Below are 26,741 nucleotides of genomic sequence, written 5' to 3'. Positions count from 1 at the left end.
AGGCCCAGCGGTGCGACTGGACGCTCAAGGGCGCCAGGCATACCCTTGAGGACTTCTTCACTGCTGCATAAGGACCCAGCCATGAGCCGAATTTTTGCTGACAACGCCCATTCCATCGGTAATACGCCCTTGGTGCAGATCAACCGCATCGCCCCGCGCGGGGTGACCATCCTGGCCAAGATCGAAGGGCGTAACCCGGGCTACTCGGTGAAGTGCCGGATCGGCGCCAACATGATCTGGGACGCTGAAAGCAGCGGCAAGCTCAAGCCGGGCATGACCATCGTCGAGCCGACCTCGGGCAACACCGGGATCGGCCTGGCCTTCGTCGCTGCCGCCCGTGGCTACAAACTGATGCTGACCATGCCAGCGTCCATGAGCATCGAACGGCGCAAGGTGCTCAAGGCGCTGGGCGCGGAGCTGGTGTTGACCGAACCGGCCAAGGGCATGAAGGGGGCGATCGAAAAGGCCGCCGAGATCCTGGCCAGCGATCCGTCCAAGTACTTCATGCCGCAGCAGTTCGATAACCCGGCCAACCCGGCGATCCACGAGAAAACCACCGGTCCGGAAATCTGGAACGACACCGACGGCGCCGTGGACGTGCTGGTGGCCGGGGTCGGCACCGGCGGCACCATCAGCGGCGTGTCGCGCTACATCAAGAAGACCCAGGGCAAACCGATCCTGTCGGTGGCGGTGGAGCCGGCGACTTCGCCGGTGATCAGCCAGAAGCTCGCCGGTGAAGAGATCAAGCCCAGCCCCCACAAGATCCAGGGCATCGGCGCGGGTTTCGTGCCGAAGAACCTCGACCTGGCCATGGTCGACCGGGTGGAGCTGGTGACCGATGAAGAATCCAAGGCCATGGCCCTGCGGTTGATGCAGGAGGAGGGGATTCTCTGCGGGATTTCCTGCGGCGCCGCCATGGCGGTGGCGGTGCGTCTGGCGGAAACCCCGGAAATGCAGGGCAAGACCATCGTGGTGATCCTGCCGGACTCCGGCGAGCGCTACCTGTCGAGCATGCTGTTCAGCGACCTGTTCACCGAGCAGGAAAACCAGCAGTAACGCACCCCGGGTGTTCGTCGGCAGGCGCTGGCTCGCCGGCGAATGCTGATCCACATCAGGCAAGGGCCTGGCCGCTTATGCTACTTAAGCGCCTTTGTTGCACGGCCGTTAACACTGAATGTTGGGTTGTGCGGGTTTTTCCAGGTGCCAGGAGTGTTTATCATTGCCGGCTGCCAGGTCGGGTGAACACTCCCTCCACAGGTGCCTATTTCCAAGGAGTCGTTGCATGAGCTTTTCCTTTGCCGCCAAGTTCGCGGTGTTGTCGCTGTTCGTCGGCAGCATCCTTTACGTGCATCTGCGCGGCAAGGCGCGTCTGCCGGTACTGCGCCAGTTCGTCAACCATTCGGCGCTGTTCGCCCCTTATAACGCCCTGATGTACCTGTTTTCCGGGGTGCCTTCCAAGCCTTACCTGGACCGCAGCAAGTTCCCTGAACTGGACATCCTGCGGGACAACTGGGAAGTGATCCGCGAAGAGGCCATGCATCTGTTTGATGAGGGCTATATCCGCGCGGCCGAGAAGAACAACGATGCCGGCTTCGGCTCGTTCTTCAAGAAAGGCTGGAAGCGTTTCTACCTCAAGTGGTACGACAAGCCACTGCCCTCGGCCGCCGCTCTGTGCCCGAAGACGGTCGAGCTGGTGAGCGCGATTCCCAACGTCAAGGGCGCGATGTTCGCGTTGCTGCCCGGTGGCAGCCACCTCAACCCGCACCGCGATCCCTTTGCCGGTTCCCTGCGTTATCACCTAGGCCTGTCGACGCCCAACTCCGATGCTTGCCGGATTTTCGTCGATGGCGAGGAATACGCCTGGCGCGACGGTGAAGACGTGATGTTCGACGAAACCTATGTGCACTGGGTGAAGAACGAAACCGACGTCACTCGGGTGATCCTGTTCTGCGACATCGAGCGGCCGTTGAGCAGCCCGTTGATGACGCGCATCAACCGCTGGGTCAGCGCCCAGCTGGGCCGTGCCACCGCGCCACAGAACCTCGACGACGAACGCGTCGGCGGGATCAACCAGGCTTATGCCTGGAGCAAGCGTTTCAGCGACAGCTTCAGTGGCGTGGTCAAGCAGTGGAAGCGCCGCAATCCCAAGCTCTACCGCATTCTGCGCCCGGTGCTGGCGGTGCTGGTGCTGGTGATTCTGTGGAAGTGGCTGTTCGGATAAATCTTGCAATAACTATCGGGCGCTGGGTATATTCGGCGCTCGATGAGTCTGCCGACTCACGGTTTTTTCCCTTCGAGAACCATCAGTACATGGCCTTTTCCCCTCTCAACGCGGTAGTGCTTTCAGCGGTCAACGCTGGCGTCGTGCCGTGCGGGAATCAGCAGCCTGTAGAGATCGGTCAGTACCCCCCACCTGTCAGTAGCACGCCGGTGTACGCAGTCGTATCACCGCCGGGCGTTGGCTTCTCGGGCTGATCAGCAATCGCTGCTGTTCCCTGCGCCCGCCTGAAACAAACACTACTGAACTTCAGCCTCGGCTGAATTGGCTTCTTGCCTGATTACAGGTGGTATTCATGTTGCTCATTTGCAAAAAGTCCGCGTTGGCGGCGGCTTCCACGAGCCTGTTCGTCCTGCTCTGGAGCAGCGGCGCAATTTTCTCCAAATGGGGGCTGGCCCACGCCTCGCCCTTTGCCTTCCTGCTGTTGCGCTTTGTCATTGCCCTGATCGGCCTGGTGCTGCTGGTGCCCCTGCTCAAGCTCAGGTTGCCCCAGGGACGCCGGGCGGTGGGCTTTGCCATGGCCACCGGCCTGGTGCTGCTGGGGGCCTACCAGATCTTCTACATCCTGGCCCTGGACCTGAAAGTCACCCCAGGCGTGATGGCCACCATCATGGGGGTGCAGCCGATCCTCACGGTGGTGCTGATGGAGCGCCAGCGCTCCTGGAGCCGTCTGTTCGGCCTCAGCCTGGGGCTCGCCGGGCTGATCATGGTGGTGTACCAGGGCATCGGTCTGGCGGGGATATCCGTCTCCGGCATGCTCTGCGGCCTGCTGGCGCTGGTCAGCATGACGGCTGGTTCGATCATGCAGAAGCGCATTACCGACAACCCCTTGGGCACGCTGCCGGTGCAGTACCTGGCGGGCCTGGTGCTGTGTGCGCTGTTCGTGCCGTTCCAGCCGTTTCACTTCGAGTACAGCGCCGGCTTCGTGATTCCGCTGCTGTGGATGGGGTTGGTGGTGTCGGTACTGGCCACGCTGCTGCTGTACCGGTTGATCGCCCAGGGCAACCTGGTGAATGTCACCAGCCTGTTCTACCTGGTGCCGGCGGTGACCGCATTGATGGACTTTATCTTTTTCGGCAATCGTCTGGCGCTGCTGAGCCTGATGGGCATGGGCCTGATCATTGTCGGCTTGGTCTTCGTGTTCCGTAAGGGCGCTTGAGTGTCCAGGGCGGTGAGTTTTCTGACGGCCGCCCTGGCCTGCGACCGGGTGCAATGCCCGGTCGTTTTCTGGCTCATTGATTCTATGAATGATCGACTATAAGCAAGAATGGTGGCTATATGCCACTATTGTCGTAAAGGTCTCTGCCGGTTGAAAAAAAGGCTGACTTCAAAGCCTTGAAGGGGCATGAGCAGTCGCTGAGTCGAACCTTCAAGCTCCTTTTGATAACCAGATGTTTGGACTTTTTTTGGGGTATTCCAAAGCTGTCCATAAGACAAACCTTAAAAATTAAAGCCGGTATCTAGACTGACGACATAGTCCTTATACAAAGGAGAGTCAGTATGAAAGTAGTGCTCGTTTCAACAGCGGTCGGCTTGCTTTTGGGCCTGTCGAGCAGTTGTTTCGCCGCTGCTCCCGTGGCCCAGGGAGTCATCCGCTTTACTGGCAGTATTGTCGAAGCCAATTGCGCTTCCAGTGCTGCTGGCACCGGGTTGAGTCTGCGCCAGTGCCCACAAGGCTCCCGTGGTGGCGCGATCGATGTGACCCGTGTCGGTTCAGTGGCCAGCGTCAGCTCTCTGGATCGTTCCCCGGTCAAGCTCAAGCTGCTGGCCGACAGCGGTCCTGGCGGACGCTACTACGATCAGCACTACGCCTTCGTCGACCCGTCCGGCAAGGTCATTACTTCCGGCACCTACCTGATTACCCTGAGCGTTCCATAGGGCTCTTTGTCGGCACTCAGGTGCGGCTCAGCTCATGTTCCTTGCGCACTGAACTCATGAAGGCCTGCATCGCCGACGACTGAATGCGATGTCGTCGGGTGATCAGCCCGAAGGGGGGCAGGCGCGCCTCGAACTGGATCGGCAGCACCGCCAGCAGATCGCGCCCAGGGTAGTCCTCGACCACCGAGACCGGCGTGACGCCGATCATGTCGGTCTGTTGCACCAACGACAGCAGGGTCATGATCGACGTGGTCTCGACGATGCTGCTGGGGATGTCGACCCGGGCGTTGTGGAACACTTGATTGATGATCGAACGCATGGGGCTGGGGTGCTGTTGCAGCACCCAGGTTTCGTTCTGCAGTTGCGCCCAGTCCAGGCGGGTGGCTTGTGCCAGAGGATTCTGTGCCCCGGCGATCACGCACAGGGCTTCTTCACCGAGGCTGTCGAAGAGCAGTTCCTCGGCCCGTGCACCGGCAGGAATCCGCCCCAGGACAATGTCCAGTTGATCCTGCAGCAGGGCCTGGACCAGCACGTCGCTGGTGTCGACCTGGATGCTCATCGACAACCGGGGATGGCTTTGCTTGAGGGTGGCGATGGTGCGCGTCAGCAGGCCCGAGGCCAGGGCCGGAATGGCCCCCACGGCGACCCGCCCGAGGTTGCCGGATTCCAGTGCCACCAGTTCCTCGCGCATGCCGCTGATCTCGGCGAAGACCATCTGCGCGTAATAGATCACCGTCTCGCCGAAGGGCGTGGGGCGCATGCCCCGAGGCAGGCGTTCGAACAGCTCCACGCCCAGCAGGTCCTCTGCTTCGTGGAGCATCTTGGTGGCCGCCGGCTGGGTCATGCCGATGTTGTCCGCGGCACGGCGCAGCGAGCCAAACTCCTGCAAGGCCAGCATCAGCCGCAGCTGTCGCAGGCGCAGGCGGCTGTGAATCACATTGGCATCAGGAATCTTGGTCATGGGCCGGGCTCGCAGTAGAAGGCAGGGGCAAGCCTGACAATAAATGCCAGGCGTTGCCAGGGGCTGCATCAAGAGTGGGGCTGGCTGTTCGATCAGTTTTCGACGCGGCGCTGAAACAGGCCTTGCAGGGCAGCAGACAGCAGCGGCCAGAACAGCATCAGCAGGGCGGCGCTGGTCAGGCAGCCCACCAGCGGGTTGGACCAGAAAACCCCCAGTTGCCCATCGGAGAACAGCATCGACTGGCGGAACGCATCCTCGGCCTTGTCCCCCAGTACCGCCGCCAGCACCAAGGGGGCGATGGGGTAGCCGAGCTTCTTGAACAGGTAGCCCAGGGCGCCGAAGCCGAGCATCAAGACCACGTCGAAGAAGGCGTTGTGCACCGAGTAGGCCCCGATGGCGCAGACCATGATGATGATCGGCGCGATGATCGAGAACGGAATCCGCAAGATCGAAGCGAACAGCGGCACGGTGGCCAGCACCACGATCAGGCTGACCACGTTGCCCAGGTACATGCTGGCGATCAGGCCCCAGACAAAATCGTGTTGTTCGACGAACAGCGTCGGCCCCGGGTGCAGGCCCCAGATCATCAGGCCGCCGAGCATCACCGCCGCAGTGGCGGAACCGGGAATGCCCAGGGTCAGCATCGGCAGCAGGGCACTGGTGCCCGCCGCGTGGTCGGCGGTTTCCGGGGCGATCACGCCCTCGATTTCGCCCTTGCCGAAGTGTTCGCGGTGCTTGGAGAAGCGCCGCGCCAGGCTGTAGCTCATGAATGAGGCCGCGGTGGGGCCGCCGGGCGTGATGCCCATCCAGCAGCCCACCAGGGTGCTGCGCAGCAGGGTCAGCCAATAGCGCGGCAAGCGCGCCCAGGTGCGCAGGATGATCATGGGCGTGATCCGCGCGTGCTCGCCGCGAAATACCAGGCCTTCCTCCACGGTACAGAGGATCTCACCGATGCCGAACAGGCCGATCACCGCCACTTCGAAGCTGATGCCGGTCATCAGCATCGGCTGGTCGAAGGTCAGGCGCAGGTTGCCCGATACCGTGTCCATGCCGACGGCCGCCATGGCGAAGCCGAGCATCATCGCCACCAGGGTTTTCAGCGGCGGGTTGTTGCTCATGCCGATAAAGGTGCAGAAGGCCAGCAGGTACACCGCGAAAAATTCCGGCGAGCTGAAGGACAGGGCGAACTCGGCAATCCGCGTCGACAGGAAGGTCAGCAGCAACACTCCGCACAGGGCGCCGATCAAGGCCGAACTGAAGGCCGCGGTCAGGGCTTCGGCGGCTCGCCCCTGACGAGCCATGGGATAGCCGTCGAAGGTGGTGGCCACCGATGACGGTTCGCCGGGAATGTTGAACAGGATCGAGGTGATCGACCCGCCGAACAACGCCCCCCAGTACATGCACGACAGCAGGATGATCGCCGACACCGGCGTCATGCTGAACGTCAGCGGCAACAACAGGGCCACTCCGTTGGGCGCGCCGAGGCCGGGCAGCACACCGACCAGGATGCCCAGCAGTACGCCCACCACCATCAGGCCGATATGCCCGGGAGTGAGGATCAGGTTCATGCCGTGCAGCAAAGAGTCGAACTCGCTCATTTCAGGCAACTCCCGGCCAGGGCCAGCCAGTCACCCAGCGGCCCGGCGTCCAGCGGCACCTTGAACCACAGGGCGAAGATCAGGTAGCTGGCCAGCACCGCTCCCAGGGACACGCAGCCGATCATCCAGCGGCCATAGGGCCTGGCTCGCAGGCGGTCGCGCCACATGAACCAGGCGATGAACAGCGCCGAGGCCAGGTAGATCCCGGTGAAGGGCATGGCCGCGACGAACAGGGCAATCGGGATGAACACCGAGAGCACCTGGACGAACGCCGGGCGGCTGACGAAGGCCAGGGCCAAGGCTCGCCAGCGCATTCCGGTGAGCAGGGCGTTGGCGGCGCTGGCGCCACTGAGCAGCAGGCCGATGTAGAACGGGAAATACCCGGGCTCGGGGCCGGCGTCGCCCCAGCCGATGCCTTGTTCGACGCTGCCGAGCATCACCAGGGCGCCGACCAGGGCGGTGAACAGGGCCAGCCCGAGCTCGACCCAGCGGGTGCCCAGGAGTGACGATGAATCTGCGGGACGGGACATGCTTGCACCTCCGGAAAAAGGGCGAGCGGCAGCGGCCCAGCCTGAGCCTCAGGCGGGGCGGGGGCCGCCCGCGGGATCAGTCGCGCAGCCAGCCGGCTTCCTTGAAGACCGGGGTCACCCGGGCGGTGTCCTGCTCGATGTAGGCCTTCAGTGGTTCGCCTTCGATGAAGCTCGGCACCAGGGCGTTCTGGCTCACGTAGGCCTTGAACTCTGGCGTCTGGGTGACTGTGCGCATCAGCTCGACGTAGAACGCTCGCTGCTCGGCGCTGACCCCGCCGGGCATGAACACGGTGCGCGGGAAGCGGTACTGGTCGATCCCCAGGCCTTGGGACTGGCAGGTGGGAATGTCCGACCAGGAGTGCTCGCCGGCGACCTTGTCGGTGTACAGCATCGGCTCGCGGCTGAATACGCACAGTGGCCGGACCTGATTGCCGCGCCACTGGCTGATGCTTTCTGCGGGGTTGTTGACGTTGCTGGCGATGTGTTTGCCCGCCAGCTGGGTGGCCGCTTCGCTGCCGCTCTTGAAGGGGATGTAGGTCAGCTTGCTGCCGGTGGTGCGGTTCAGTAGCAGGGTCAGGGTCTGGTCGACGTCCTTGGACTGGCTGCCGCCCATGCGCAGTTTCGGCTCGGCCTTGACCGCTTCATAGAAGGCCTTGGCGTCTTGCCACGGCGCGTCCTGATAGGTCCAGAGGATGAAGTCGTCCTCTGCCACGGCGGCCACCGGGGTCAGCTCCTGCCACTGGTAGCCGAGCTTGGCCACCAGCGGCAGCAGGTAGATGTTGTTGGTGCCGATCACCAGCTTGTGCGGATCGGCCTTGGCCATCTTCAGGTCGAGGAAGGCTTCCGCGCCATTGCCGCCGCCCTTGTTCAGGACCACGGTGTTGACCTCCAGCAGCTTGTGGCTGGTGATGATCGACTGGATCAGCCGGCCGAGCTGGTCAGTGCCGCCGCCGGGACCGCCGGCGATCACGATTTCGACGTTCTGTTCCGGCTGCCAGGCCAGGGCCAGCGAGGGCAGGGCGCCGAGCAGGCTGACACCGAGCAGCAGACGTGAAGTACAGCGAACGAAGGTTGAGCGCATGGAGGGGCCTCTGGTTCTTGTAGTTGTTATGAGTGGTGTGCCCGTGGCCTGAGGCCGCAAGACTGGTCCCGAGTGTGGGAAGCTGGCGACGCAACGTCTACTCAAAACAATACATATACCGATAGCCTGGGGTTATAGATCGGGGCTGCTCGGGCTCGGTGAAAGCGCTGAAATGCCCGGTCCAGAGCCTTGCTGGAATGAGCGATGGAAACCCTGTGGTTGTTTCGGAGTTCTCTGAAAGCCTTGTAGGGATATCTTCCGGCTATCGGTGTATCTCAAGTTTTGATTAGACGGTTATCACCGCGGGCTCGATAGTGCGCTCAAGCGGCGTCGCTCCGGCCAAGCGCCGCAGTCATTACAACAATAAGAAAACGAGGTACGCAGCATGGCTCGCTCCAGTGCTTCCCTGCACCTGCCCGATAGCGGTGTTTCCACCCCGGCTGCGGCCGTCACCGCGCGCTCGAGTACGGTGCGCTGGCGAATCTTCGCGATCATCTTTGCCCTGACCATGGTCAACCTCATCGACCGTGTGTCGCTGTCCATCGCCATGCCCACCATCGCCCATGAGTTCGAGCTTTCGCCGGGCCTGCAAGGGCTGATCCTCAGCAGTTTTTTCTGGGCATATGCGCTGTTGCAGATCCCCGGTGGCTGGCTGATCGACCGTTTCGGCCCGCACCGGGTGATTGGCTGGTCCACCGGTTTGTGGGGCACCTTCCAGGTGCTGGCGGCGTTCGCCAGCGGCGGCCTGTCGCTGTTGTTCGCCCGGGTTGCCCTGGGCGCGGCCGAGGCGCCGCTGTTCCCCTCTGGCGGCAAGCTGATTTCGCTGTGGCTGGCCCCCAGCGAACGCAGCCGCGGCGCGGTGCTGATGGACAGCGGCAGCCCCTTGGGCGTGGCCCTGGGCGGCCTGATCATTGCCTACCTGATTGCTGTTCTGGACTCCTGGCGCCTGGCCTTCGTCATCGCCGGGGTGGCAACGCTGGTGCTGGCCTGGGTTGCCCATCGCTACCTGCGTGACGACCCGGCCAGCCACCCGCAGGTGAACGCCGCCGAGCTGGAGAAGATCAACGCCGGCCGCGCTACCGCCGCAGCACAGGCTGCGCGCCTGCCGGTCAAGGGGTTGGGCATTGCCCGGCGTTCACTGTGTGGCCTACTCATCGGCCGGGCCAGTTGGGCGATGGTCTATTTCGGCCTGCTGACCTGGGGGCCGAGCTACCTGGCCCAGGCTCGGGGCTTCGATATCAAGGGCATTGGCGCGGCGACCTTCGTGATCTTCATCTGTGGCGCCCTGGGTTCCCTGACCGGCGGTTTTCTCTGCGACAGCTTGATCCGCCGCGGTGTGCGGCGCGGGATGGCGGTCAAGGGCCTGCTGGCATTTTCTGGCGTGATTGCCCTGGGGGCCTTTCTGCTGCTGCCGACCCTGAGCCACCCGCTCGGCGCCGTGGCACTGCTCTGCGTGACGGCGTTCTTCCTGATGTGGGGCAGCCTGTACTGGAGTTTTCCGGCGTTGCTGGCGGCGCCGGCGCGGGTTGGCCTGATCGGAGGGGTGATGAACATGGCCGGCAGCACTGGCGGCATTGCGGTGCCGATTCTGGTGGGGGTGATCCTGCAGTTCACCGGTGGCTTCGCCCCGGTGCTGGGCTTCTTTGCCCTGTGTTCGGCACTGTTCGTCCTGGCGACCTTGTTGATCAGCCTCGACGTTGCCCAGGAGGTGAACCATGGCTGAACTTTGGGACGGACCGATCGTCGACGCCCACCAGCACTTCTGGGACCCCTCGATCAACCACCACCCATGGCTGACCCCCGAGGCGCGAGTGGATTTTCGCTATGGCGACTACAGCGCCATCAAGCGGCGCTATTTTCCCGATGACTATTTCCGCGATGCCGGCACCCACCGGGTGGTGCAGACCGTGTATGTGGAAACCGAATGGGACCCGAGCGACCCCATCGGCGAGACACGTTTCACCCAGCAACTGGCGGCGCGCTACGGGGTGCCCAATGCGGTGGTGGCTCAAGCCTGGCTCGACCATCCCGAGGCCATCGCGCTGCTTGCCGAGCAGGCGTCCTACCGCGCCGTGCGCAGTGTCCGGCACAAGCCGGGCGGGCCGCAGACCCCTCAGGAAGCCGGGCGGGTGCGCAGCCTGATGAGCAATGAGCATTGGCGTCGCAGCTATGCCGCCCTCGAAGGGCTGGGCCTGCATTTCGATTTGCAGACCCCCTGGTGGAACCTTGGAGAAGCCGAACGCCTGGCCCGGGATTTTCCCGGCACCTGGCTGATTCTCAACCATGCCGGCCTGCCCAGCGATCGCAGTGAACAGGGGCTCAAGGCTTGGCACAGGGCCATGGCGCGGTTGGCGCGCTGGCCGAATGTGGCGGTGAAGATTTCCGGGCTCGGTCAGCCCGGCAAGGCTTGGCGGGCCGAGGACAACGCCTGGATCGTGCGCCAGGTGATCGAGCTGTTCGGCAGCCAGCGGGCGATGTTCGCCAGTAACTTCCCGGTGGACAGCCTGTGCGGTTCGTTCGACAGCATCTTCAGCGGTTTCAAGCAGCTGGTTGCCGACCTGCCACGGGCCGACCAGCAGCGCCTGTTCCATAGCAATGCGCAACAGCTCTACCGTTGCGAGCCGGGTGCGGATGCGCGCCCCGAGCCTGAACCAGCAAGGAGTGAGACATGAGCAAGAGCACCATCGCCATGGTCCTGGGGGACCCGGCGGGCATCGGCCCGGAACTCATCGCCCGGTTGTTGGGCCAGCCCCAGGTACGGGCCCAGGCCCAGGTGATACTGATTGCCGATGAAGCCGAAACGCGCCGTGGCATGGACATCGCCGGGGTGGCGTTCCCCTACCGCAAGGTACGCTCACTGGAGTCCTTGGCGTTCAGTGATGACACACCGCTGCTCTATGATTTTCGTGGTAGCACAACGGGTGAGTTTGCCCGTTGCGAAGCCAGCGTGATGGGCGGGCGCTATTGCCTTGACACCCTGGAACTGGCCTTGGGCCTGACCCGCGAGGGGGCCACTGACGCGGTGCTGTTCGGCCCGCTGAACAAGACCTCGCTGCACATGGCGGGCATGGCCCACAACGATGAGTTGCACTGGTTCGCCGAGCGGCTGGATTTCCACGGGCCATTCTGTGAGTTCAATGTCCTCGACAATCTCTGGACCTCACGGGTGACGTCCCATGTAGCCTTGGCCGAGGTGCCTGGGCTGCTCGACCAGGCGCGCGTGCTGGAGGCCATCCAGCTGATCGATCAGGCCCTCAGGCGCAACGGCCTGGCACGGCCGCGTATCGGTGTGTGCGGGCTCAACCCGCACAACGGCGACAACGGCTCCTTCGGCCGCGAGGAGCTGGACATCATCGGCCCCGCGGTACGGACCGCCCAGGCCCTGGGCATTGCCGCCGATGGGCCTTACCCGGGCGATACCATCTTCCTCAAGGTCCAGGGCGACGCCAGTGTGTTCGACGCGGTGGTGACCATGTACCACGACCAGGGGCAGATCGCGATCAAGCTCATGGGCTTCTCCCGCGGCGTCACGGTCCAGGGTGGCCTGCCGATTCCCATCACCACGCCGGCCCATGGCACGGCGTTCGATATTGCCGGGCAGGGCAGGGCCAATGCCGGGGCCATTCACCAGGCCTTCGACATTGCCTGTCGCATGGGCGCCCATCGTCACTGAAGGCAGCATTGCCTTCCTTCTGCATTCCCCTGCGCTGGCAGGGGAATGCGTTCTCGTTTCTGCCACTGATGAAATCGCCTGCGCTGGCAGTCGGCCCCTCCTGTAGCGGCCGGCTTGGCGGCGCGTGCTGATTTCCGATAACCCTGCAGAGCAATAAACCGGGTGATGTGATCACCCTGGGTTATCGGTGGATGCCCATAAGTGATTAGCCGCTACGGCCCGCCCTGGCTAAAGTCGCCCCATCGATTGAGGGGGGCGCCGCGCCATTTCCTCAAGCGATCGAACAACTACAAGAAGCCCGCCTTGCCCTTGTGCAAGGCATGACCGGCACTCAAGGAACATCCTCATGACTCGTCCAGATTCCGCGCCGGCACTTGCCAGCGCCATCGCCAAAAGTCGGCTGCGGCTACTGCCCTTCCTGATCCTGATGTACATCCTGGCCTTCATCGACCGCTCCAACGTCGGCTTCGCCAAGGCCGCGCTGCAGGCCGACACCGGTCTTGGCGACGCGGCCTTCGCCTTTGGCGCGAGCATCTTCTTCGTTGGTTATGCCTTCTTCGAAGTCCCCAGCAACTACATGTTGCATCGCCTCGGCGCGCGGGTCTGGCTGTGCCGGATCATGGTCACCTGGGGCCTGGTGTCGGCGGCGATGATGTTTGCCCACAACGCCCAGACGTTCTATGTCCTGCGCTTCCTGCTGGGAGTGGCCGAGGCCGGTTTCTTCCCGGGGATCATTCTCTACCTGACCTACTGGTTCCCGGCCCGGAGCCGTGGCCAGGCCCTGGGGCTGTTCTACTTCGGCTTGCCCCTGGCGCTGGTGCTGGGCAGCCCGCTGTCGGGGTGGCTGCTGGAGTTCCACGGTGTGTTCGGCTTGACCAACTGGCAGTGGCTGTTCGTGGTCGAGGGCCTGATGGCGTCGGTGGTCGGCATCGCCGCCTACTTCTACCTGGTGGACCGTCCCGGTGACGCGCGCTGGTTGAGTGGCGCGCAGAAGCAGGCGCTGCATGACGCCCTGGCTGAAGAGGACGCGAAGAAAAAGGACAGCAGCCCCCACGGTTTCCTCAGCGCCCTGCGCAACCCGCGGGTGATGCAGTTCTGCCTGGCCTATTTCACCATCCAGATGAGCGTCTACGGCGTGGTGTTCTACCTGCCGACACGCATCGCCGGGCTGCTGGATGGCCATGTCGGCCTCAGTGTCGGCCTGATCACGGCGATCCCGTGGATCTGCGCCCTGGTGGTGACTTGGCTGGTCACCCGCTACGCCGACCGCAGCGGCCAGCACCGGCGCATGGCGGTGGTCATGCTGACCATGGCCGCGCTGGGCATCGCCGCCTCGGCACTGGGTAGCAGCATGGTCCCGGTGGTCCTGGCCTTCTGTTTCGCCGCCGCCGGCTTTGTCGCCGTGCAGCCGCTGTTCTGGACCCTCCCCACCGGCTACCTCAGCGGAGCGGCGGCGGCCGGCGGCATTGCCCTGATCAACTCCATCGGCAACCTCGGCGGTTTTGTCGCGCCGAACCTCAAGACCTTGATGGAAAGCCAATTCGCCGATCCGCGTGCGGGCATGTTCGCCCTGGCCCTGGTGGGCATCTTCGGCGCCATCTTGCTGTCCCGTCTGCGCACCCGGCACACCCCGACCGCCCCTAAACAGCTCACACCGGCCCAGGTCGGCTGATCACTACCCAAGCCTTGCAAGGAATCCCCCCTGATGAAAATCAAAGCGATCCGTACCCGCGTCTTCGAATGGAAAGGCAACGTCGTGCCGCCCCAGGCGCACTTCTGCACCAACGCCACGGACATCCTCTTCGAACGTGGCGATGCCATGGGTTCATTCCGTTTCCATGGTTGGCTGGTGGTGGAAGTGGAAACCGACAATGGCCTGGTAGGCATCGGCAACTGTGCCCTGGCGCCGCGGGTGGCCAAGGAGATCATCGACACCTACCTGGCGCCGATCGCCATCGGTGAAGACCCGTTCGACAACGAGTACATCTGGCAGAAAATGTACCGTCAGAGCCACGCCTGGGGCCGCAAGGGCATCGGCATGGCGGCGATCTCGGCGATCGACATCGCCCTCTGGGACATCATGGGCAAGGCCGTGAACAAGCCGGTGTTCAAGCTCCTCGGCGGGCGCACCAAGGACAAGATCTGGACCTACGCCTCCAAGCTCTACGCCAATGACAATCTCGACCTGTTTCTCGAAGAGGCCCAGGGCTACCTCAACCAGGGGTTCAGCGCACTGAAGATGCGCTTCGGCTACGGGCCCAAGGACGGCCCGGCGGGGATGCGCCGCAACATCGAACAGGTACGGGCGCTGCGCGAGCTGGCCGGCCCCGACGTGGACATCATGCTCGAATGCTACATGGGCTGGACCCTGGAGTACGCCCGGCGCATGTTGCCCAAACTGGCCGAGTTCGAGCCGCGCTGGCTGGAGGAACCGGTGATCGCCGACGACCTGGAAGGCTACGTCGAGCTGAAGAAAATGGGCATCATGCCGATCTCCGGCGGCGAGCACGAGTTCACCTCCTATGGCTTCAAGGACCTGCTGGAACGCCGCGCCGTCGACGTGATCCAGTACGACACCAACCGCGTCGGCGGCATCACCGCCGCGCGCAAGATCAACGCCATGGCCGAAGCCTGGTCGGTGCCGGTGATTCCCCATGCCGGGCAGATGCACAACTACCACCTGACGCTGTCCACCACGGCCTCGCCGATGGCCGAGTTCTTTCCGGTGTTCGACGTCGAGGTCGGCAACGAACTCTTCTACTACGTGTTCAAGGGCGAGCCGCAGCCGGTCAAGGGCTACATCCAGCTCGACGATCACAAGCCGGGCCTGGGCCTGGAAATCTCCGAAGACTACCTGAGCGAATTCAACATCATCGAATAAGCCTCGGGCGCCGCTTGCGGGCGGCGCCGTGCAGGCCTGTGGGAGAGCGAACATGCGCTTGATTCAATTTGCCAGCAGCACCGGCCAGCGTCAGGTCGGGGTGGTCGAAGGGCAGCAATTGCGAGTACTGCGCGATACCGTCAGCACCCGTGAGCTGGCCCTGGCGGCCATCCGCAACCAGTGCAGCCTGCAACAGGAAGCGCAACGGCGCGGCACTGACCCGGGGCCGGACTATGGGCAACTGTTGCAGCAGGGCCGGGTGCTACCGCCCCTGGATCATGAGGACCCGGCCCATTGCCTGGTCAGCGGTACCGGCCTGACACACCTGGGCAGCGCCTCGGCCCGGGACAAGATGCACCAGCATGACGGCGAGGTCGAAGCCGGCATGACCGACACCATGCGTATCTTCAAATGGGGCCTGGAAGGTGGCAAACCCGAGGCCGGGCAGGTGGGGGCCCAGCCAGAATGGTTCTACAAGGGGGATGGCAGCATTGTCGTGCGCCCCGGCGGCGACTTTCCGGTGCCGCCCTTTGCCGAGGATGCCGGTGAGGAGCCGGAGCTCACTGGTCTGTATGTGATCGGTGACGATGGCCAGCCGTACCGGGTGGGTTATGCCCTGGGCAACGAGTTCTCCGACCATGTGATGGAGCGGCGCAACTACCTGTACCTGGCCCACTCGAAGCTGCGCTGCTGCGCCTATGGCCCGGAGCTGCGGGTTGGCGAACTGCCCCGGCACCTGGTGGGGCGCAGCCGGATCATCCGCGGCACGGAAGTGCTCTGGGAAAAGGAGTTTCTCAGCGGTGAGGACAACATGTGCCACAGCCTGGCCAACCTCGAATACCACCACTTCAAGTACGCGCAGTTCCTGCGTCCCGGCGACGTCCACGTCCACTACTTCGGCACGGCCACCCTGTCCTTTGCCGACGGCGTGCGCACGCGCCCCGGCGATCGCTTCCAGATCAGCCTTGAAGCCTTCGGCGCGCCCCTGGAAAACACCCTCGGCGAAAGCGCCCAGCCCTTGGCCATCGGTCAGGTGCGTGCCCTGTAAATCTTCAACCACCGGCCCTGCGCGCCGGTCAAGGAATGCCTCATGACTCGCTTGTCTGGACACAACTACATCGGCGGCGCCCGCAGCGCCCTGGGCGACGTACAACTGCACAGCCTGGATGCCAGCACTGGCCAAGCGCTGCCGGGCTGCTTCTTCCAGGCGACCGCGGCGGAAGTGGATGCCGCGGCCCGGGCCGCCGCGCAGGCCTACCCGCTGTACCGCAACCTCAGCGCCGAGCGGCGCGCCCGGTTTCTCGATGCGATTGCCGACGAACTGGACAGCCTCGGGGATGACTTCATTGCCACCGTCTGCCGGGAAACCGCTCTGCCCGCTGGGCGTATCCAGGGCGAGCGCGGGCGTACCAGCGGGCAACTGCGCTTGTTCGCCAGGGTGCTGCGGCGTGGCGATTTTCATGCCGCGCGGATCGATCGCGCCTTGCCCCAGCGCCAGCCGCTGCCGCGCCCGGACCTGCGTCAGTACCGCATTGGCCTGGGGCCGGTGGCGGTGTTTGGGGCGAGCAATTTCCCCTTGGCGTTCTCCACTGCCGGTGGCGACACCGCCGCGGCCCTGGCCGCCGGTTGCCCGGTGGTGTTCAAGGCCCACAGCGGGCACATGGCGACCGCCGAGTGGGTGGCGGACGCGATCATCCGGGCGGCGCAGCGCAGCGAAATGCCGGCCGGAGTGTTCAATATGATCTACGGCGCCGGGGTCGGTGAGTGGCTGGTCAAGCACCCGGCGATCCAGGCGGTGGGCTTTACCGGCTCCCTCAAGGGCGGCAACGCCTTGTGCCAGATGGCCGCCAGCCGGCCGCAGCCGATCCCGGTGTTCGCCGAAATGTCGAGCATCAACCCGGTGATCCTGCTGCCCGAGGCGCTCAAGGTTCGGGGGGCGCAGATCGCCGCCGAACTGGCGGGGTCGGTGACCCTGGGCGCGGGGCAGTTTTGCACCAACCCAGGCTTGATCATCGGCCTGCGCTCAGCGCAGTTCAGCGCGTTTATCCAACAGCTCAGCGCACAGATGGCTCAGCAGGCAGCACAGACCATGCTCAACAGCGGTACGTTGGCCAGCTATTGCCAGGGGCTCGAAGCCTTGCACCAGCATCCGCGCCTGCGGCACCTGGCGGGTCAGCCGCAGCAGGGCGCACAGGCACAGCCTCAGCTGTTTCAGGCGGATGTCAGTTTGTTGCTGGAGGGCGATGAACGGCTGCAGGAAGAGGTCTTTGGACCGGCCAGCATTGTCATCGAAGTGGCGGATCTTAGTGAGCTGACAGCGGCCTTGCAGGGCTTGCGTGGTCAGTTGACCGCGACCCTGATCGGCGAGGAAGAGGAGTTGCTGGAGCATCGCTGGCTGACCGAGGTGTTGCTGGAAAAGGCTGGCCGGCTGTTACTCAATGGCTATCCGACCGGAGTCGAAGTCTGCGATGCGATGGTTCACGGCGGGCCCTATCCGGCGACGTCCGATCCCCGTGGCACCTCGGTGGGCAGCCTGGCGATCGAGCGCTTCCTGCGCCCGGTGTGCTTCCAGAACTACCCGGACGCCCTGCTGCCCGACGCCCTGCGCAATGCCAACCCGCTGGGTATCCGGCGCCTGGTGGATGGCGAGATGAGCAGCGCCGCGCTTTGCACTCCGTAGCCGCTGCCAAGCTCCGGCGAGGCTGCGAAAAGGCCCGCAGGGCCTTGCTTGACGGTCTGTTGCCGAACCTTGTGGGGGGCGCCAGATTGCCGCGTCTGCGGCGTCGGGATGCCGCCCAAGCCGTTTGCAGCCTGCGGCAGCGGCTACACGACCCGCGCGTAGCCGTGGCCACAGGAGCCTCGGGTCAGCGAGCGGTGGGGGTGACCGTCGGCCGCAGCACCAGCCACAGGGCCCCGGCAATCAGCGCGCCACCATACAGGTGCGCCATGGACAGCGGCTCATCCAGCAGCAAGGCTCCCCAAAGCACGCCGAACGGCGGGATCATGAAGGTCACGGTCATCGAACGCACCGGGCCGATGGCGCTGAGCAGGCGGAAATACAGCACATAGGCAAAAGCCGTGCAGCCCAGCCCCAGCCCAAGCAGCGACAGCCACACGCTCCAGCCCCCCCAACTGGCCGGCGGCTGGTTGATGGCGTTGTAGGCGAACAGCGGCAACAGCAACAAGGTTGCGCCGAGCATGCTGCCCAGGGCCGAGAGGCGGCTGTCCAGGCCGCCAGCCTGATCCAGCCAGCGCCGGGCGAGGAACCCGGCAAAGCCGTAGCAGGTGGTGGCCATCAGGCAGGACAGGGCGCCCAGCAGCAGGTCATGGTCGAAGGCCATGGGGCCGGCGCGGGTCAGGATACCCACGCCGAACAGGCCCAGGCAGACCCCGGTGATCTTGCTCAGGCTCAGCCGCTCATGAAAGAACAGCCCGCCGATCAACACGCCCATCAAGGGCGTGGTGGCATTGAAGATCGCCGAGTAGCCGGCGGGCAGCACCTGGGCTGCCACCGAATACAGGGTTGCCGGTATGCCGGAGTTGATCACGCCGAGCAGCAGCACGGTCTTGAGCTTGCCGCGAAAGTTCCAGTCGACCCGCATCAGCGCCAGCATGACCAGCAACCCGAGCGCGGCGATCGACACTCGGAAGAAGGCGGTGGGCACGCTGCCCAGCACCGGGGCGATGATGCGCATGAACAAGAAGCTCGCGCCCCAGATGGCGGCCAGTGACAGCAGGCGCAGGAGATCGACAAGTCTCACGGCAATTTCCTTGATTGAAGGGCGGCGATGTTGCCCAGAGCCTGGGTCCATGGCAAACCCTATCGCACCCGCTACAGAATAAATCGTGTGACCAGGCCATTCAGGTCCACCGCCAGCCGCGACAGTTCCTGGCTGGCGGCGGAGGTCTGGGTGGCGCCCGCGGCGGTCTGGGTCGACAGGTCGCGGATGTTCACCAGGCTGCGGTCCACATCCCGGGCCACCAGTGCCTGCTGCTCGGCGGCACTGGCGATCACCAGGTTGCGCTGGCTGATCTGTGAGATCGCCCCGGTGATCTTCTCCAGCGCGCTGCCGGCGCCGTTGGCCTGCTGCAGGGTTTGCCCGGCCTGTTCGGCGCTGCTTTGCAGGGCGCTGACGGTGGCATCGGTGCCGTGCTGGATCCGGTTGATCATCTGTTCGATTTCTTCGGTGGAGTCCTGGGTGCGTTGCGCCAGTGAGCGCACTTCGTCCGCCACCACGGCAAAGCCACGCCCGGCCTCGCCGGCGCGGGCGGCCTCGATCGCGGCATTCAGCGCCAGCAGGTTGGTCTGCCCGGCAATGGCGCGAATCACCTCCAGCACTTTGCTGATGTCCTGGGCCTGGGACGCCAGCCCCTGGGCCTGCTCCGAGGCGCCCAGCACTTCGCTGACCAGTTGCTGGATCGAGGCGATGGTCTGGCTGACCTGATGATGGCCGTGCCGGCTGTCCTGGTCCGAGGCTTGGGAGGCTTCGGCGCTGGAGACCGCGTTGCCGGCGACTTCATCCACGGCCGCGCTCATTTGCGTGACGGCGGTGGCGGCTTGCTCGATTTCATCGTTCTGCAATTGCAGGCCGCGGGTGCTCTGTTCCATCACCGAGCTCATTTCCTCGGCGGCCGAGGCCAGTTGCTGCGACGACTCGGCGATGCCACGGATGGTCGAGCGCAGGTTGTCCTGCATGCCGGCCAGGGCCGTCAGCAGTTGCGCCGGTTCATCCCGGCCCTGACCGTTGACGTTCTGGCTGAGGTCACCGGCGGCGATGGTCCGGGCCACCGCCAGGGCCTGGGCCAGCGGTGCCGTGATGCTGCGGGTCAGCAACCAGGCCAGTAGCAAGGTGCTGGCCAGGGCGATGGCAATGATCAGGCCGACGATCCACTGCGAACGTTCATAGAGCGTGGCGGCATCCTCGGCGGCGCTGTCGGCGCCTCGCTGGTTGAACTGGATCAGCTCTTCCAGGGCGGTGTCCAGCTGGCTGCCCAGGGGGGCCAGTTCAACATTGAGCCGGGTGTAGGCCTGTTCTTTAAGACCTGCGTCGATCTGCTCGATGATCTGCTGCAGAAGGCGGGTGTACTGGTCGATGGTGTTTTTCAGCCGCTCCAGCATCGCCGCTTCCTGCTCATTGGTCAGCAGCGCCTTGTGCCGCTCCAGGCGCTGGGCCAGTTCCTGGCGTTCGTCGGCGATCATGTGCTTGCTTTTTTCCCGGCTCAGGGGCTGGTCATTGACCAGCAACCGCAGCGCTTCCAGGCGGATGGTGGCGATGTTGGCAGCGCTGTCATGGATGTTCTCGATGCTGGGCATCCACGAGGCCTCGATGACTTTTGCGCTTTCGCGCAGGGTCGCCATCTGCCCCAGGCAGAACAGCCCGACTATCACCAGCAAGCTGGCCAGCACCGCAAAACTCAAGCTGGCTCGCAAGCCGATTCGAAGATTCCTGATCGACATCATGTGCTCCTTAAAAACATTAAAAAAACATTCGGCCCTCGCTGATTTAGAGGTGTTGTTAGGGGAGGGTGGGCGCTTTATATGGCAAAGTGCCACTATATTGAAAGGCCCAGAATAGAGCCTTCGTTTCGCTGTTCGTGGTTTTTTTCAGGTGGCGAGAGCATTTTTTGCGAGGCCGCTTGGCGGGTGTTTTCAGGCCTTCACGCCCCGTAGGGGGCGGCCTGTAGGTGAATCGATTAAGTCCGGATTCGCCTGACTAATGGTTTTTTTGTTGACCGAATGGTCGATTAAAAAACTTGTCGCCAGGCCGGGTAAAGATTTCCTGGCGCGATGGGCCGGGCGAAAAAATGAGCTTCTCCTCGGGACGTTTCACTGGCTAAGCTCTGGCATCGCAAATTCCCGCAGAGGTCTACTTATGCCGCAGTCATGGCCCGCCGCCGATATCGCTCGAATGATCCTCGATGGCTTCGACGACTACCGCGAGCACTTTCGCCAGATCACCGACGGTGCCCGGCAGCGCTTCGAGCAGGCCCAGTGGCAGGAGGCGCAGAAAGCCTCGGCGGCGCGGATCAACCTGTATGAGGAAAAGGTCGGGGAAACCGTGGCCCGCTTGCACCAGGCCTTCAGCGACGATGCGCTGATGGATGTCGGCCAGTGGCCATTGGTGAAGAGCGCCTACATCAGCCTGATCGACCTGCGCTTTGACGATGAGCTGTCCGAGACCTGGTACAACTCGATCTTCTGCGGCCTGTTCAGCCATGACCTGATCAGCGACGGCTGCATGTTCATCCACACCACCCGGCCCAGCCTGCGCCGGGCCCGGGCCGCGCAGACCCGCAGCTACCAGCCCCAGGGCAACCTGTCGACGATGCTTGAACAGGTGTTCGCCGACTACCGCTTCAGCGAGGACTACGCCGACCTGCCGGGCGACCTGCGGCGCCTGGAGGCGCAATTGCGGGAGAACCTGCCGGACTGGGTGTGCAAGGACCCGGAGCTGACCCTGGAGCTGTTTTCCTCGGTGCTGTACCGCAACAAGGGCGCCTACCTGGTGGGGCGCATCTTCACCCATGAAGAACAGTGGCCGCTGGTGATCCCGCTGCTGCACCGCGAAGGCCGGGGCATCCAGATCGATGCGCTGATCACCGACGAGGCGGATGTCTCGATCATCTTCTCCTTCACCCGCTCGTACTTCATGGTGGATGTGCCGGTGCCGGCGGAGTTCATCGGCTTCCTCAAGCGCATCCTGCCGGGCAAGCACATCGCCGAGCTGTACACCTCCATCGGGTTCTACAAGCACGGCAAGTCGGAGTTCTACCGTGCCCTGATCAACCACCTGGCCAGCACCGACGACCGCTTCATCATGGCCCCCGGGGTGCGTGGCATGGTCATGAGCGTGTTCACCCTGCCGGGCTTCAACACCGTGTTCAAGATCATCAAGGACCGCTTCTCGCCATCGAAGAACGTCGACCGGGCCACGGTGATCGAGAAGTACCGGCTGGTGAAGAGCGTGGATCGGGTCGGGCGCATGGCCGATACCCAGGAGTTCGCCGATTTCCGCTTCCCCCTGAGCAAGTTCGACCCGGCCTGCCTTGAGGAACTGCTGGAAGTGGCGCCGTCCACCGTGGCCGTGGAAGACCAGACGGTGCTGATCCGCCACTGCTGGACCGAGCGCCGCATGACCCCGCTCAACCTCTACCTGGAGCACGCCAACCCGGACCAGGTGCGCGAGGCCCTGGAGGATTACGGCCTGGCGATCAAGCAGCTGGCGGCGGCCAACATCTTCCCCGGCGACATGCTGCTGAAGAATTTCGGCGTGACCCGTCATGGCCGCGTGGTGTTCTACGACTACGACGAAATCTGCTTCCTCACCGAAGCCAACTTCCGCCACATTCCGGCACCGCGTACCCCGGAAGACGAGATGGCGTCCGAGCCTTGGTACTCCATCGGCCCACACGACGTGTTCCCCGAGGAGTTCCCGCCGTTCCTGTTCGCCGACGCTGGCCAGCGCAAGCTGTTCGACCAGTTGCACGGCGAGCTGTACAACGCCGACTACTGGAAGGGCCTGCAAGAGGCGATTCGCGCCGGCAAGATCATCGATGTCTTCCCTTACCGGCGCAAAGGCCTGGAAGACGAATAGAAGCAGCGGCTAGCGGCCAGTCACAAGCTGCAAGCTAAAAAACGGAAGCTGCGTTAATCTTGCGGCTTTTCGCTTGAAGCTTGCCGCCGCTTTTATGACTGACCAACTGCTGAAAAACCTCGATCACGCCATGCTCGCCGACCGCCACCGCTTGCGTCGGCAGTTGCTTGAGCTGCGCAAGAAACCCGACGAGGCCAAGCTCGCCCAGTGGCTGGAGCGGATGCAGGCATCGTGCAACCTGGTGACGGCGCGGCGCGCGAGCGTGCCGCTGATCCGCTATGACGACAGCCTGCCGATCGCCGCCAAGCGCGACGAGATCAAAGAGGCGCTGCTCAAGCATCAGGTGCTGATCATTGCCGGTGAGACCGGTTCGGGGAAAACCACCCAGCTGCCGAAGATCTGCCTGGAAATCGGTCGCGGCCAGCACGGCCTGATCGGCCATACCCAGCCCCGGCGGATCGCTGCCCGCAGCGTTGCCAGCCGGGTCGCCGAAGAACTGGCCACGCCCCTGGGTTCGCTGGTGGGCTACCAGGTGCGCTTCGAGGATCAGAGCGATGCCAGCACCCTGATCAAACTGATGACCGACGGCATCCTGCTGGCGGAAACCCAGAACGACCGCTACCTGGAACGCTACGACACGATCATCGTCGACGAGGCCCACGAGCGCAGCCTGAACATCGACTTCCTCCTCGGCTACCTCAAGACCCTGTTGCCACGGCGCCCGGACCTGAAGGTCATCATCACCTCGGCGACCATCGACCTGGAGCGCTTCTCCAAGCACTTCGATAACGCGCCGATCGTCGAAGTCTCCGGGCGTACCTTCCCGGTGGAAACCTGGTACCGGCCCCTGACCCTGGAACAGGACGAGGAGGGCAACCGGGTCGAGGACGACCTCACGGTGGATCAGGCGATCCTTGCCACCCTGGATGAAATCGCCGCCTACGAGCGCGGCGAGCGGCGCAGCCCCGGTGACGTACTGGTGTTCCTGCCTGGCGAGCGAGAGATCCGCGACGCCGCGGAAATGCTGCGCAAGGCCCAGCTCAAGCACACCGAGATCCTGCCGCTGTACGCGCGCCTGTCGCCGGCGGAACAGCAGCGGATCTTCCAGTCCCATCCGGGCCGGCGCGTGGTGCTGGCGACCAACGTCGCGGAAACCTCGCTGACCGTGCCGGGCATCCGCTATGTGATCGACAGCGGCACGGCGCGCATCAGCCGCTACAGCTACCGGGCCAAGGTCCAGCGCCTGCCCATCGAGGCGATTTCCCAGGCCAGCGCCAACCAGCGCAAGGGCCGCTGCGGCCGGGTCGAGCCGGGGATCTGCGTGCGCCTGTACAGCGAGGAAGATTTCCTCGGCCGGCCGGAATTCACCGACCCGGAGATCCTGCGCACCAACCTGGCGGCGGTGATCCTGCAGATGCTCCATCTGCGCCTGGGTGAAATCACCGCGTTCCCGTTTATCGAGCCACCGGATGGCAAGGCCATCAGCGACGGCTTCAACCTGCTGCAGGAACTCTCGGCAGTGGACCGCAACAGCCAGTTGACGCCTCTGGGCCGGCAACTGGCGCGCCTGCCGGTGGACCCGCGCATGGGCCGCATGCTGCTGGAAGCGGCCAAGCTCGGCAGCCTTCAGGAGGTGCTGATCGTCGCCAGTGCGATGTCGATCCAGGACCCTCGCGAGCGTCCGCCGGAGCGCCAGCAGGCCGCTGACCAGGCCCACGCGCAGTGGAAAGACGTGGACTCGGACTTCGCCGGGCTGGTCAACCTGTGGCGCGGCTTCGAAGAACAGCGCCAGGCCCTGACCGCCAGCCCGTTGCGCAACTGGTGCCGCAAGAACTTCCTCAACTACTTGCGCCTGCGTGAGTGGCGCGACTCGCACCGGCAACTGAGCCTGATCTGTCGCGACCTGCAGCTGAGCCTCAATAAGGAACCGGCGGACTACCCGAAACTGCACAAGGCGGTGCTGGTGGGCCTGCTCAGCCAGATCGGCCAGAAGACCGAAGACGGCGACTACCTCGGTGCCCGTCAGCGACGCTTCTGGATTCACCCGTCCTCGGGCCTGGGCAAGAAACGCCCGCAATGGCTGATGACCGCCGAGCTGGTGGAAACCACCAAGCTCTATGCGCGCATGGTGGCCAAGATCGAACCGGACTGGATCGAGCCCTTGGCCGGCCACCTGGTGAAGAAGAACCACTTCGAGCCCCATTGGGAGAAGAAGCGCGGCCAGGTGGTGGCCTACGAGCAGATCACCCTGTTCGGGCTGATCGTGGTCGGGCGCCGGCCGGTGCATTACGGCCCGGTGGACCCGGTGGTGTCCCGCGAGCTGTTCATCCGCGAGGCCCTGGTGCGCGGCGAGATCCAATCCAAGGCCAAGTGCCTGAGCGCCAACACCCAGTTGCTGGAACAGCTCGACGCCCTGGAGGCCAAGGCCCGGCGCCGCGACATCCTGGCGGACGAGGAAACCCTGTTCGCCTTCTACGACGCACGCTTGCCGGCCGAGATCCATCAGACCGCGACCTTCGACAGCTGGTACCGGGTGCACAGCCAGAAGAACCCGCAGTTGCTGATCATGCGCGAGGAAGACGTGCTGGCCCGCGAGGCCAGCGAAGTCACCGCCAAGCAGTACCCGGACACCCTGCATATCGGCGACCTGGAACTGGCCCTGAGTTATCACTTCGAACCCAACCATCCCCGCGACGGCGTGACCCTGCGGGTGCCGGCGCCCCTGCTGCCGGCGCTGCCCGCCGAGCGCCTGGAATGGCTGGTGCCGGGGCTGATCGAGGCCAAGTGCATTGCCCTGGTGCGCAACCTGCCCAAGGCCCTGCGCAAGAACTTCGTGCCGGTGCCGGACTTCGTCAAGGCGGCCTTGCAGCGCATGGTCTTCGCCGAAGGTTCGTTGCCACAGGCCCTGGGCCGCGAGCTGCTGCGCATGACCGGCGCTCGGGTCAGCGACGAGGCCTGGAGCGAAGCCGAACAACAGGTGGAAAGCCACCTGCGGATGAACCTGGAAATCGTCGACGCCCAGGGCAAGTTCCTCGGCGAAGGCCGTGACCTGGCCGAACTGACCGCGCGTTTCGCCGAAGCCAGCCAGGCTGCCCTGGCGGTGCCGCAAACCGCCAAGAGCCAGCAGCCGGTGGAAGCCAAAGTGTTTGCCGCCGTCGCGGAAAAGACCCAGCAGAAGATCGCCGGGCTGTCGATGACCGTGTATCCGGCCCTGGTGGAAGAGGCCGGGACGGTCAAGGAAGGGCGTTTCTCCACCGCCGCCGAAGCCGAGTTCCAGCACCGCCGGGCCTTGCAGCGCCTGCTGTTGCAGCAACTGGCCGAGCCGGCCAAGTTCCTGCGTGGCAAGTTGCCGGGGCTGACCGAGCTGGGCCTGCTGTACCGCGAACTGGGCCGGGTCGATGCGCTGGTGGAAGACATTCTGCTGGCCAGCCTCGACAGCTGCATTCTTGAAGGCGAAGCCACCTTGCCCCGGGATGGCGCGGGGCTGGCCTCCCTGGCCGAGCGCAAGCGCGGCGCCTGGACCGAGCACGCCGAGCGTCTGGCGCGCCTGACCCTGGAGATCCTCAAGCTCTGGCACGGCCTGCAAAAACGCTTCAAGGGCAAGATCGACCTGGCCCAGGCGGTGGCCCTCAACGACATCAAGGCCCAGCTGGCGAACCTGGTGTACCCGGGCTTTGTCCGGGAAACCCCGGCCCTGTGGCTCAAGGAACTGCCGCGCTACCTCAAGGCGGTGGAACTGCGTTTCGAGAAACTCGGTAGCCAGGTGCAGAAGGACCGGGTCTGGAGCACCGAGCTCACGGGCCTGTGGAACCAGTATCAGACCCGGGCGCAGAAGCATGCCCAGGAAGGCAAGCGTGATCCGCAACTGGAGCTGTACCGCTGGTGGCTGGAGGAGTACCGGGTGTCCCTGTTCGCCCAGCAGCTGGGGACCAAGGTGCCGATTTCCGACAAGCGCCTGAGCAAGCAATGGAGCCAGGTCGACGCCTGACCCTGCCCCCCCGTAGGCGCTGACGTGCCAGCGAAGGCGCCATCAAGGGCGATGCTCAAGGGCCGGCTCGCCGGCAAGCCGGCTCCTACAGGTAGGCTCCGTCGATCTTGCAGTTGCGGCGAAAGATCGGTGGTTATGGCAAACTTCGCCGTCATAAATGCCGGCCCCGGTTATCTGCACCCCAGCCAGCCCGGGCGGATCGGAATAAAGCGATGCCAGGAATGGCTCCCTCAGCGGGAGTCGTCCCTTTACGGTTTGGCACGACGGTGCCAATACCT

The 26,741-nt window shown here is 64.2% G+C and carries 19 protein-coding genes; 13 read left to right on the top strand and 6 right to left on the bottom strand.

The annotated features are described in order from the left end of the window. Positions 1-81 precede the first annotated feature (81 nt). The 4 genes from cysK to LXM55_RS04745 all read left to right on the top strand — a co-directional run bounded on the left by cysK (position 82) and on the right by LXM55_RS04745 (position 4,156). A complete protein-coding gene (gene cysK / locus LXM55_RS04760; protein WP_060838043.1) occupies positions 82-1,056 on the top strand; it encodes a cysteine synthase A in 975 nt (324 codons plus the stop codon). 226 nt (positions 1,057-1,282) lie between these two features. Further along, the gene (locus LXM55_RS04755; protein ID WP_233319139.1) at positions 1,283-2,221 is read left to right on the top strand and encodes an aspartyl/asparaginyl beta-hydroxylase domain-containing protein; all 939 of its coding nucleotides are present in this window, start codon (positions 1,283-1,285) and stop codon (positions 2,219-2,221) included. Between the two features lie 352 nt (positions 2,222-2,573). Continuing rightward, positions 2,574-3,437: a DMT family transporter gene (locus tag LXM55_RS04750; RefSeq protein WP_233319137.1), complete on the top strand. Its 864-nt coding sequence runs from the start codon at positions 2,574-2,576 to the stop codon at positions 3,435-3,437. Positions 3,438-3,778: 341 nt separating this feature from the next. Next, positions 3,779-4,156: a type 1 fimbrial protein gene (locus LXM55_RS04745; RefSeq protein ID WP_233319135.1), complete on the top strand. Its 378-nt coding sequence runs from the start codon at positions 3,779-3,781 to the stop codon at positions 4,154-4,156. 16 nt (positions 4,157-4,172) lie between these two features. Here LXM55_RS04745 and LXM55_RS04740 read toward each other — a convergent pair whose 3' ends face one another. The 4 genes from LXM55_RS04740 to LXM55_RS04725 all read right to left on the bottom strand — a co-directional run bounded on the left by LXM55_RS04740 (position 4,173) and on the right by LXM55_RS04725 (position 8,326). Further along, positions 4,173-5,117, bottom strand: coding sequence for a LysR family transcriptional regulator (locus LXM55_RS04740; RefSeq protein ID WP_233319133.1), 945 nt, complete (start codon positions 5,115-5,117; stop codon positions 4,173-4,175). Between the two features lie 92 nt (positions 5,118-5,209). Next, positions 5,210-6,715, bottom strand: coding sequence for a tripartite tricarboxylate transporter permease (locus tag LXM55_RS04735; RefSeq protein ID WP_233319132.1), 1,506 nt, complete (start codon positions 6,713-6,715; stop codon positions 5,210-5,212). Continuing rightward, positions 6,712-7,245, bottom strand: a complete 534-nt coding sequence (locus tag LXM55_RS04730) for a tripartite tricarboxylate transporter TctB family protein (RefSeq protein ID WP_233319130.1) — start codon at positions 7,243-7,245, stop codon at positions 6,712-6,714. The genes LXM55_RS04735 and LXM55_RS04730 overlap by 4 nt, the downstream gene beginning before the upstream one ends. 76 nt (positions 7,246-7,321) lie before the next feature. Continuing rightward, positions 7,322-8,326, bottom strand: a complete 1,005-nt coding sequence (locus LXM55_RS04725; RefSeq protein ID WP_233319128.1) for a tripartite tricarboxylate transporter substrate binding protein — start codon at positions 8,324-8,326, stop codon at positions 7,322-7,324. Positions 8,327-8,711: 385 nt separating this feature from the next. On the opposite strand from LXM55_RS04725, the gene LXM55_RS04720 reads away from it, so the two are divergent. The 7 genes from LXM55_RS04720 to LXM55_RS04690 all read left to right on the top strand — a co-directional run bounded on the left by LXM55_RS04720 (position 8,712) and on the right by LXM55_RS04690 (position 17,560). Then, the gene (locus tag LXM55_RS04720) at positions 8,712-10,049 is read left to right on the top strand and encodes an MFS transporter (RefSeq protein WP_233319125.1); all 1,338 of its coding nucleotides are present in this window, start codon (positions 8,712-8,714) and stop codon (positions 10,047-10,049) included. Next, a complete protein-coding gene (locus tag LXM55_RS04715) occupies positions 10,042-10,998 on the top strand; it encodes an amidohydrolase family protein (protein ID WP_233319122.1) in 957 nt (318 codons plus the stop codon). The genes LXM55_RS04720 and LXM55_RS04715 overlap by 8 nt, the downstream gene beginning before the upstream one ends. Beyond that, positions 10,995-11,999, top strand: a complete 1,005-nt coding sequence (locus LXM55_RS04710) for a 4-hydroxythreonine-4-phosphate dehydrogenase PdxA (protein ID WP_233319120.1) — start codon at positions 10,995-10,997, stop codon at positions 11,997-11,999. Before LXM55_RS04715 ends, LXM55_RS04710 begins: the two co-directional genes overlap by 4 nt. Positions 12,000-12,345: 346 nt before the next feature. Continuing rightward, complete coding sequence (locus tag LXM55_RS04705; RefSeq protein ID WP_233319117.1) at positions 12,346-13,671, top strand: MFS transporter; 1,326 nt, start codon at positions 12,346-12,348, stop codon at positions 13,669-13,671. A gap of 33 nt (positions 13,672-13,704) precedes the next feature. Further along, positions 13,705-14,880, top strand: a complete 1,176-nt coding sequence (locus tag LXM55_RS04700) for an L-rhamnonate dehydratase (protein WP_233319115.1) — start codon at positions 13,705-13,707, stop codon at positions 14,878-14,880. Between the two features lie 52 nt (positions 14,881-14,932). After that, complete coding sequence (gene araD1, locus LXM55_RS04695) at positions 14,933-15,928, top strand: AraD1 family protein (protein ID WP_233319113.1); 996 nt, start codon at positions 14,933-14,935, stop codon at positions 15,926-15,928. Between the two features lie 42 nt (positions 15,929-15,970). Further along, complete coding sequence (locus LXM55_RS04690; protein ID WP_233319111.1) at positions 15,971-17,560, top strand: aldehyde dehydrogenase (NADP(+)); 1,590 nt, start codon at positions 15,971-15,973, stop codon at positions 17,558-17,560. A gap of 184 nt (positions 17,561-17,744) precedes the next feature. Here LXM55_RS04690 and LXM55_RS04685 read toward each other — a convergent pair whose 3' ends face one another. Then, on the bottom strand, positions 17,745-18,641 hold the full coding sequence (locus tag LXM55_RS04685; RefSeq protein ID WP_233319110.1) for a DMT family transporter: 897 nt from the start codon (positions 18,639-18,641) through the stop codon (positions 17,745-17,747). A 71-nt stretch (positions 18,642-18,712) separates the two neighbouring features. Next, positions 18,713-20,338: a methyl-accepting chemotaxis protein gene (locus LXM55_RS04680; protein WP_233319108.1), complete on the bottom strand. Its 1,626-nt coding sequence runs from the start codon at positions 20,336-20,338 to the stop codon at positions 18,713-18,715. A gap of 415 nt (positions 20,339-20,753) precedes the next feature. Between LXM55_RS04680 and aceK the strand changes: the two genes are divergently transcribed. Both aceK and hrpA read left to right on the top strand, forming a co-directional pair. Beyond that, complete coding sequence (gene aceK / locus LXM55_RS04675) at positions 20,754-22,475, top strand: bifunctional isocitrate dehydrogenase kinase/phosphatase (protein ID WP_233319106.1); 1,722 nt, start codon at positions 20,754-20,756, stop codon at positions 22,473-22,475. Positions 22,476-22,569: 94 nt separating this feature from the next. Next, complete coding sequence (gene hrpA, locus LXM55_RS04670) at positions 22,570-26,463, top strand: ATP-dependent RNA helicase HrpA (protein WP_233319104.1); 3,894 nt, start codon at positions 22,570-22,572, stop codon at positions 26,461-26,463. Positions 26,464-26,741 lie beyond the last annotated feature (278 nt).

This window comes from Pseudomonas sp. Au-Pse12 (assembly GCF_021341665.1).
Taxonomy (GTDB): Bacteria; Pseudomonadota; Gammaproteobacteria; order Pseudomonadales; family Pseudomonadaceae; genus Aquipseudomonas.
The sequence above is the reverse complement of the archived record's forward strand: the minus strand, read 5'-3'. Positions and strand labels throughout refer to the sequence as shown.

Coding starts and splice junctions, on each gene's coding strand:
- LXM55_RS04700 (WP_233319115.1), top strand. CDS start 13,705: ATGAAAATCAAAGCGATCCGTACCCGCGTCTTCGAATGGAAAGGCAAC.
- hrpA (WP_233319104.1), top strand. CDS start 22,570: ATGACTGACCAACTGCTGAAAAACCTCGATCACGCCATGCTCGCCGAC.
- LXM55_RS04705 (WP_233319117.1), top strand. CDS start 12,346: ATGACTCGTCCAGATTCCGCGCCGGCACTTGCCAGCGCCATCGCCAAA.
- LXM55_RS04720 (WP_233319125.1), top strand. CDS start 8,712: ATGGCTCGCTCCAGTGCTTCCCTGCACCTGCCCGATAGCGGTGTTTCC.
- LXM55_RS04755 (WP_233319139.1), top strand. CDS start 1,283: ATGAGCTTTTCCTTTGCCGCCAAGTTCGCGGTGTTGTCGCTGTTCGTC.
- LXM55_RS04735 (WP_233319132.1), bottom strand. CDS start 6,715: ATGAGCGAGTTCGACTCTTTGCTGCACGGCATGAACCTGATCCTCACT.
- LXM55_RS04680 (WP_233319108.1), bottom strand. CDS start 20,338: ATGTCGATCAGGAATCTTCGAATCGGCTTGCGAGCCAGCTTGAGTTTT.
- LXM55_RS04750 (WP_233319137.1), top strand. CDS start 2,574: ATGTTGCTCATTTGCAAAAAGTCCGCGTTGGCGGCGGCTTCCACGAGC.
- LXM55_RS04730 (WP_233319130.1), bottom strand. CDS start 7,245: ATGTCCCGTCCCGCAGATTCATCGTCACTCCTGGGCACCCGCTGGGTC.
- LXM55_RS04710 (WP_233319120.1), top strand. CDS start 10,995: ATGAGCAAGAGCACCATCGCCATGGTCCTGGGGGACCCGGCGGGCATC.
- LXM55_RS04740 (WP_233319133.1), bottom strand. CDS start 5,117: ATGACCAAGATTCCTGATGCCAATGTGATTCACAGCCGCCTGCGCCTG.
- cysK (WP_060838043.1), top strand. CDS start 82: ATGAGCCGAATTTTTGCTGACAACGCCCATTCCATCGGTAATACGCCC.
- LXM55_RS04745 (WP_233319135.1), top strand. CDS start 3,779: ATGAAAGTAGTGCTCGTTTCAACAGCGGTCGGCTTGCTTTTGGGCCTG.
- araD1 (WP_233319113.1), top strand. CDS start 14,933: ATGCGCTTGATTCAATTTGCCAGCAGCACCGGCCAGCGTCAGGTCGGG.
- LXM55_RS04715 (WP_233319122.1), top strand. CDS start 10,042: ATGGCTGAACTTTGGGACGGACCGATCGTCGACGCCCACCAGCACTTC.
- LXM55_RS04725 (WP_233319128.1), bottom strand. CDS start 8,326: ATGCGCTCAACCTTCGTTCGCTGTACTTCACGTCTGCTGCTCGGTGTC.
- LXM55_RS04690 (WP_233319111.1), top strand. CDS start 15,971: ATGACTCGCTTGTCTGGACACAACTACATCGGCGGCGCCCGCAGCGCC.
- aceK (WP_233319106.1), top strand. CDS start 20,754: ATGCCGCAGTCATGGCCCGCCGCCGATATCGCTCGAATGATCCTCGAT.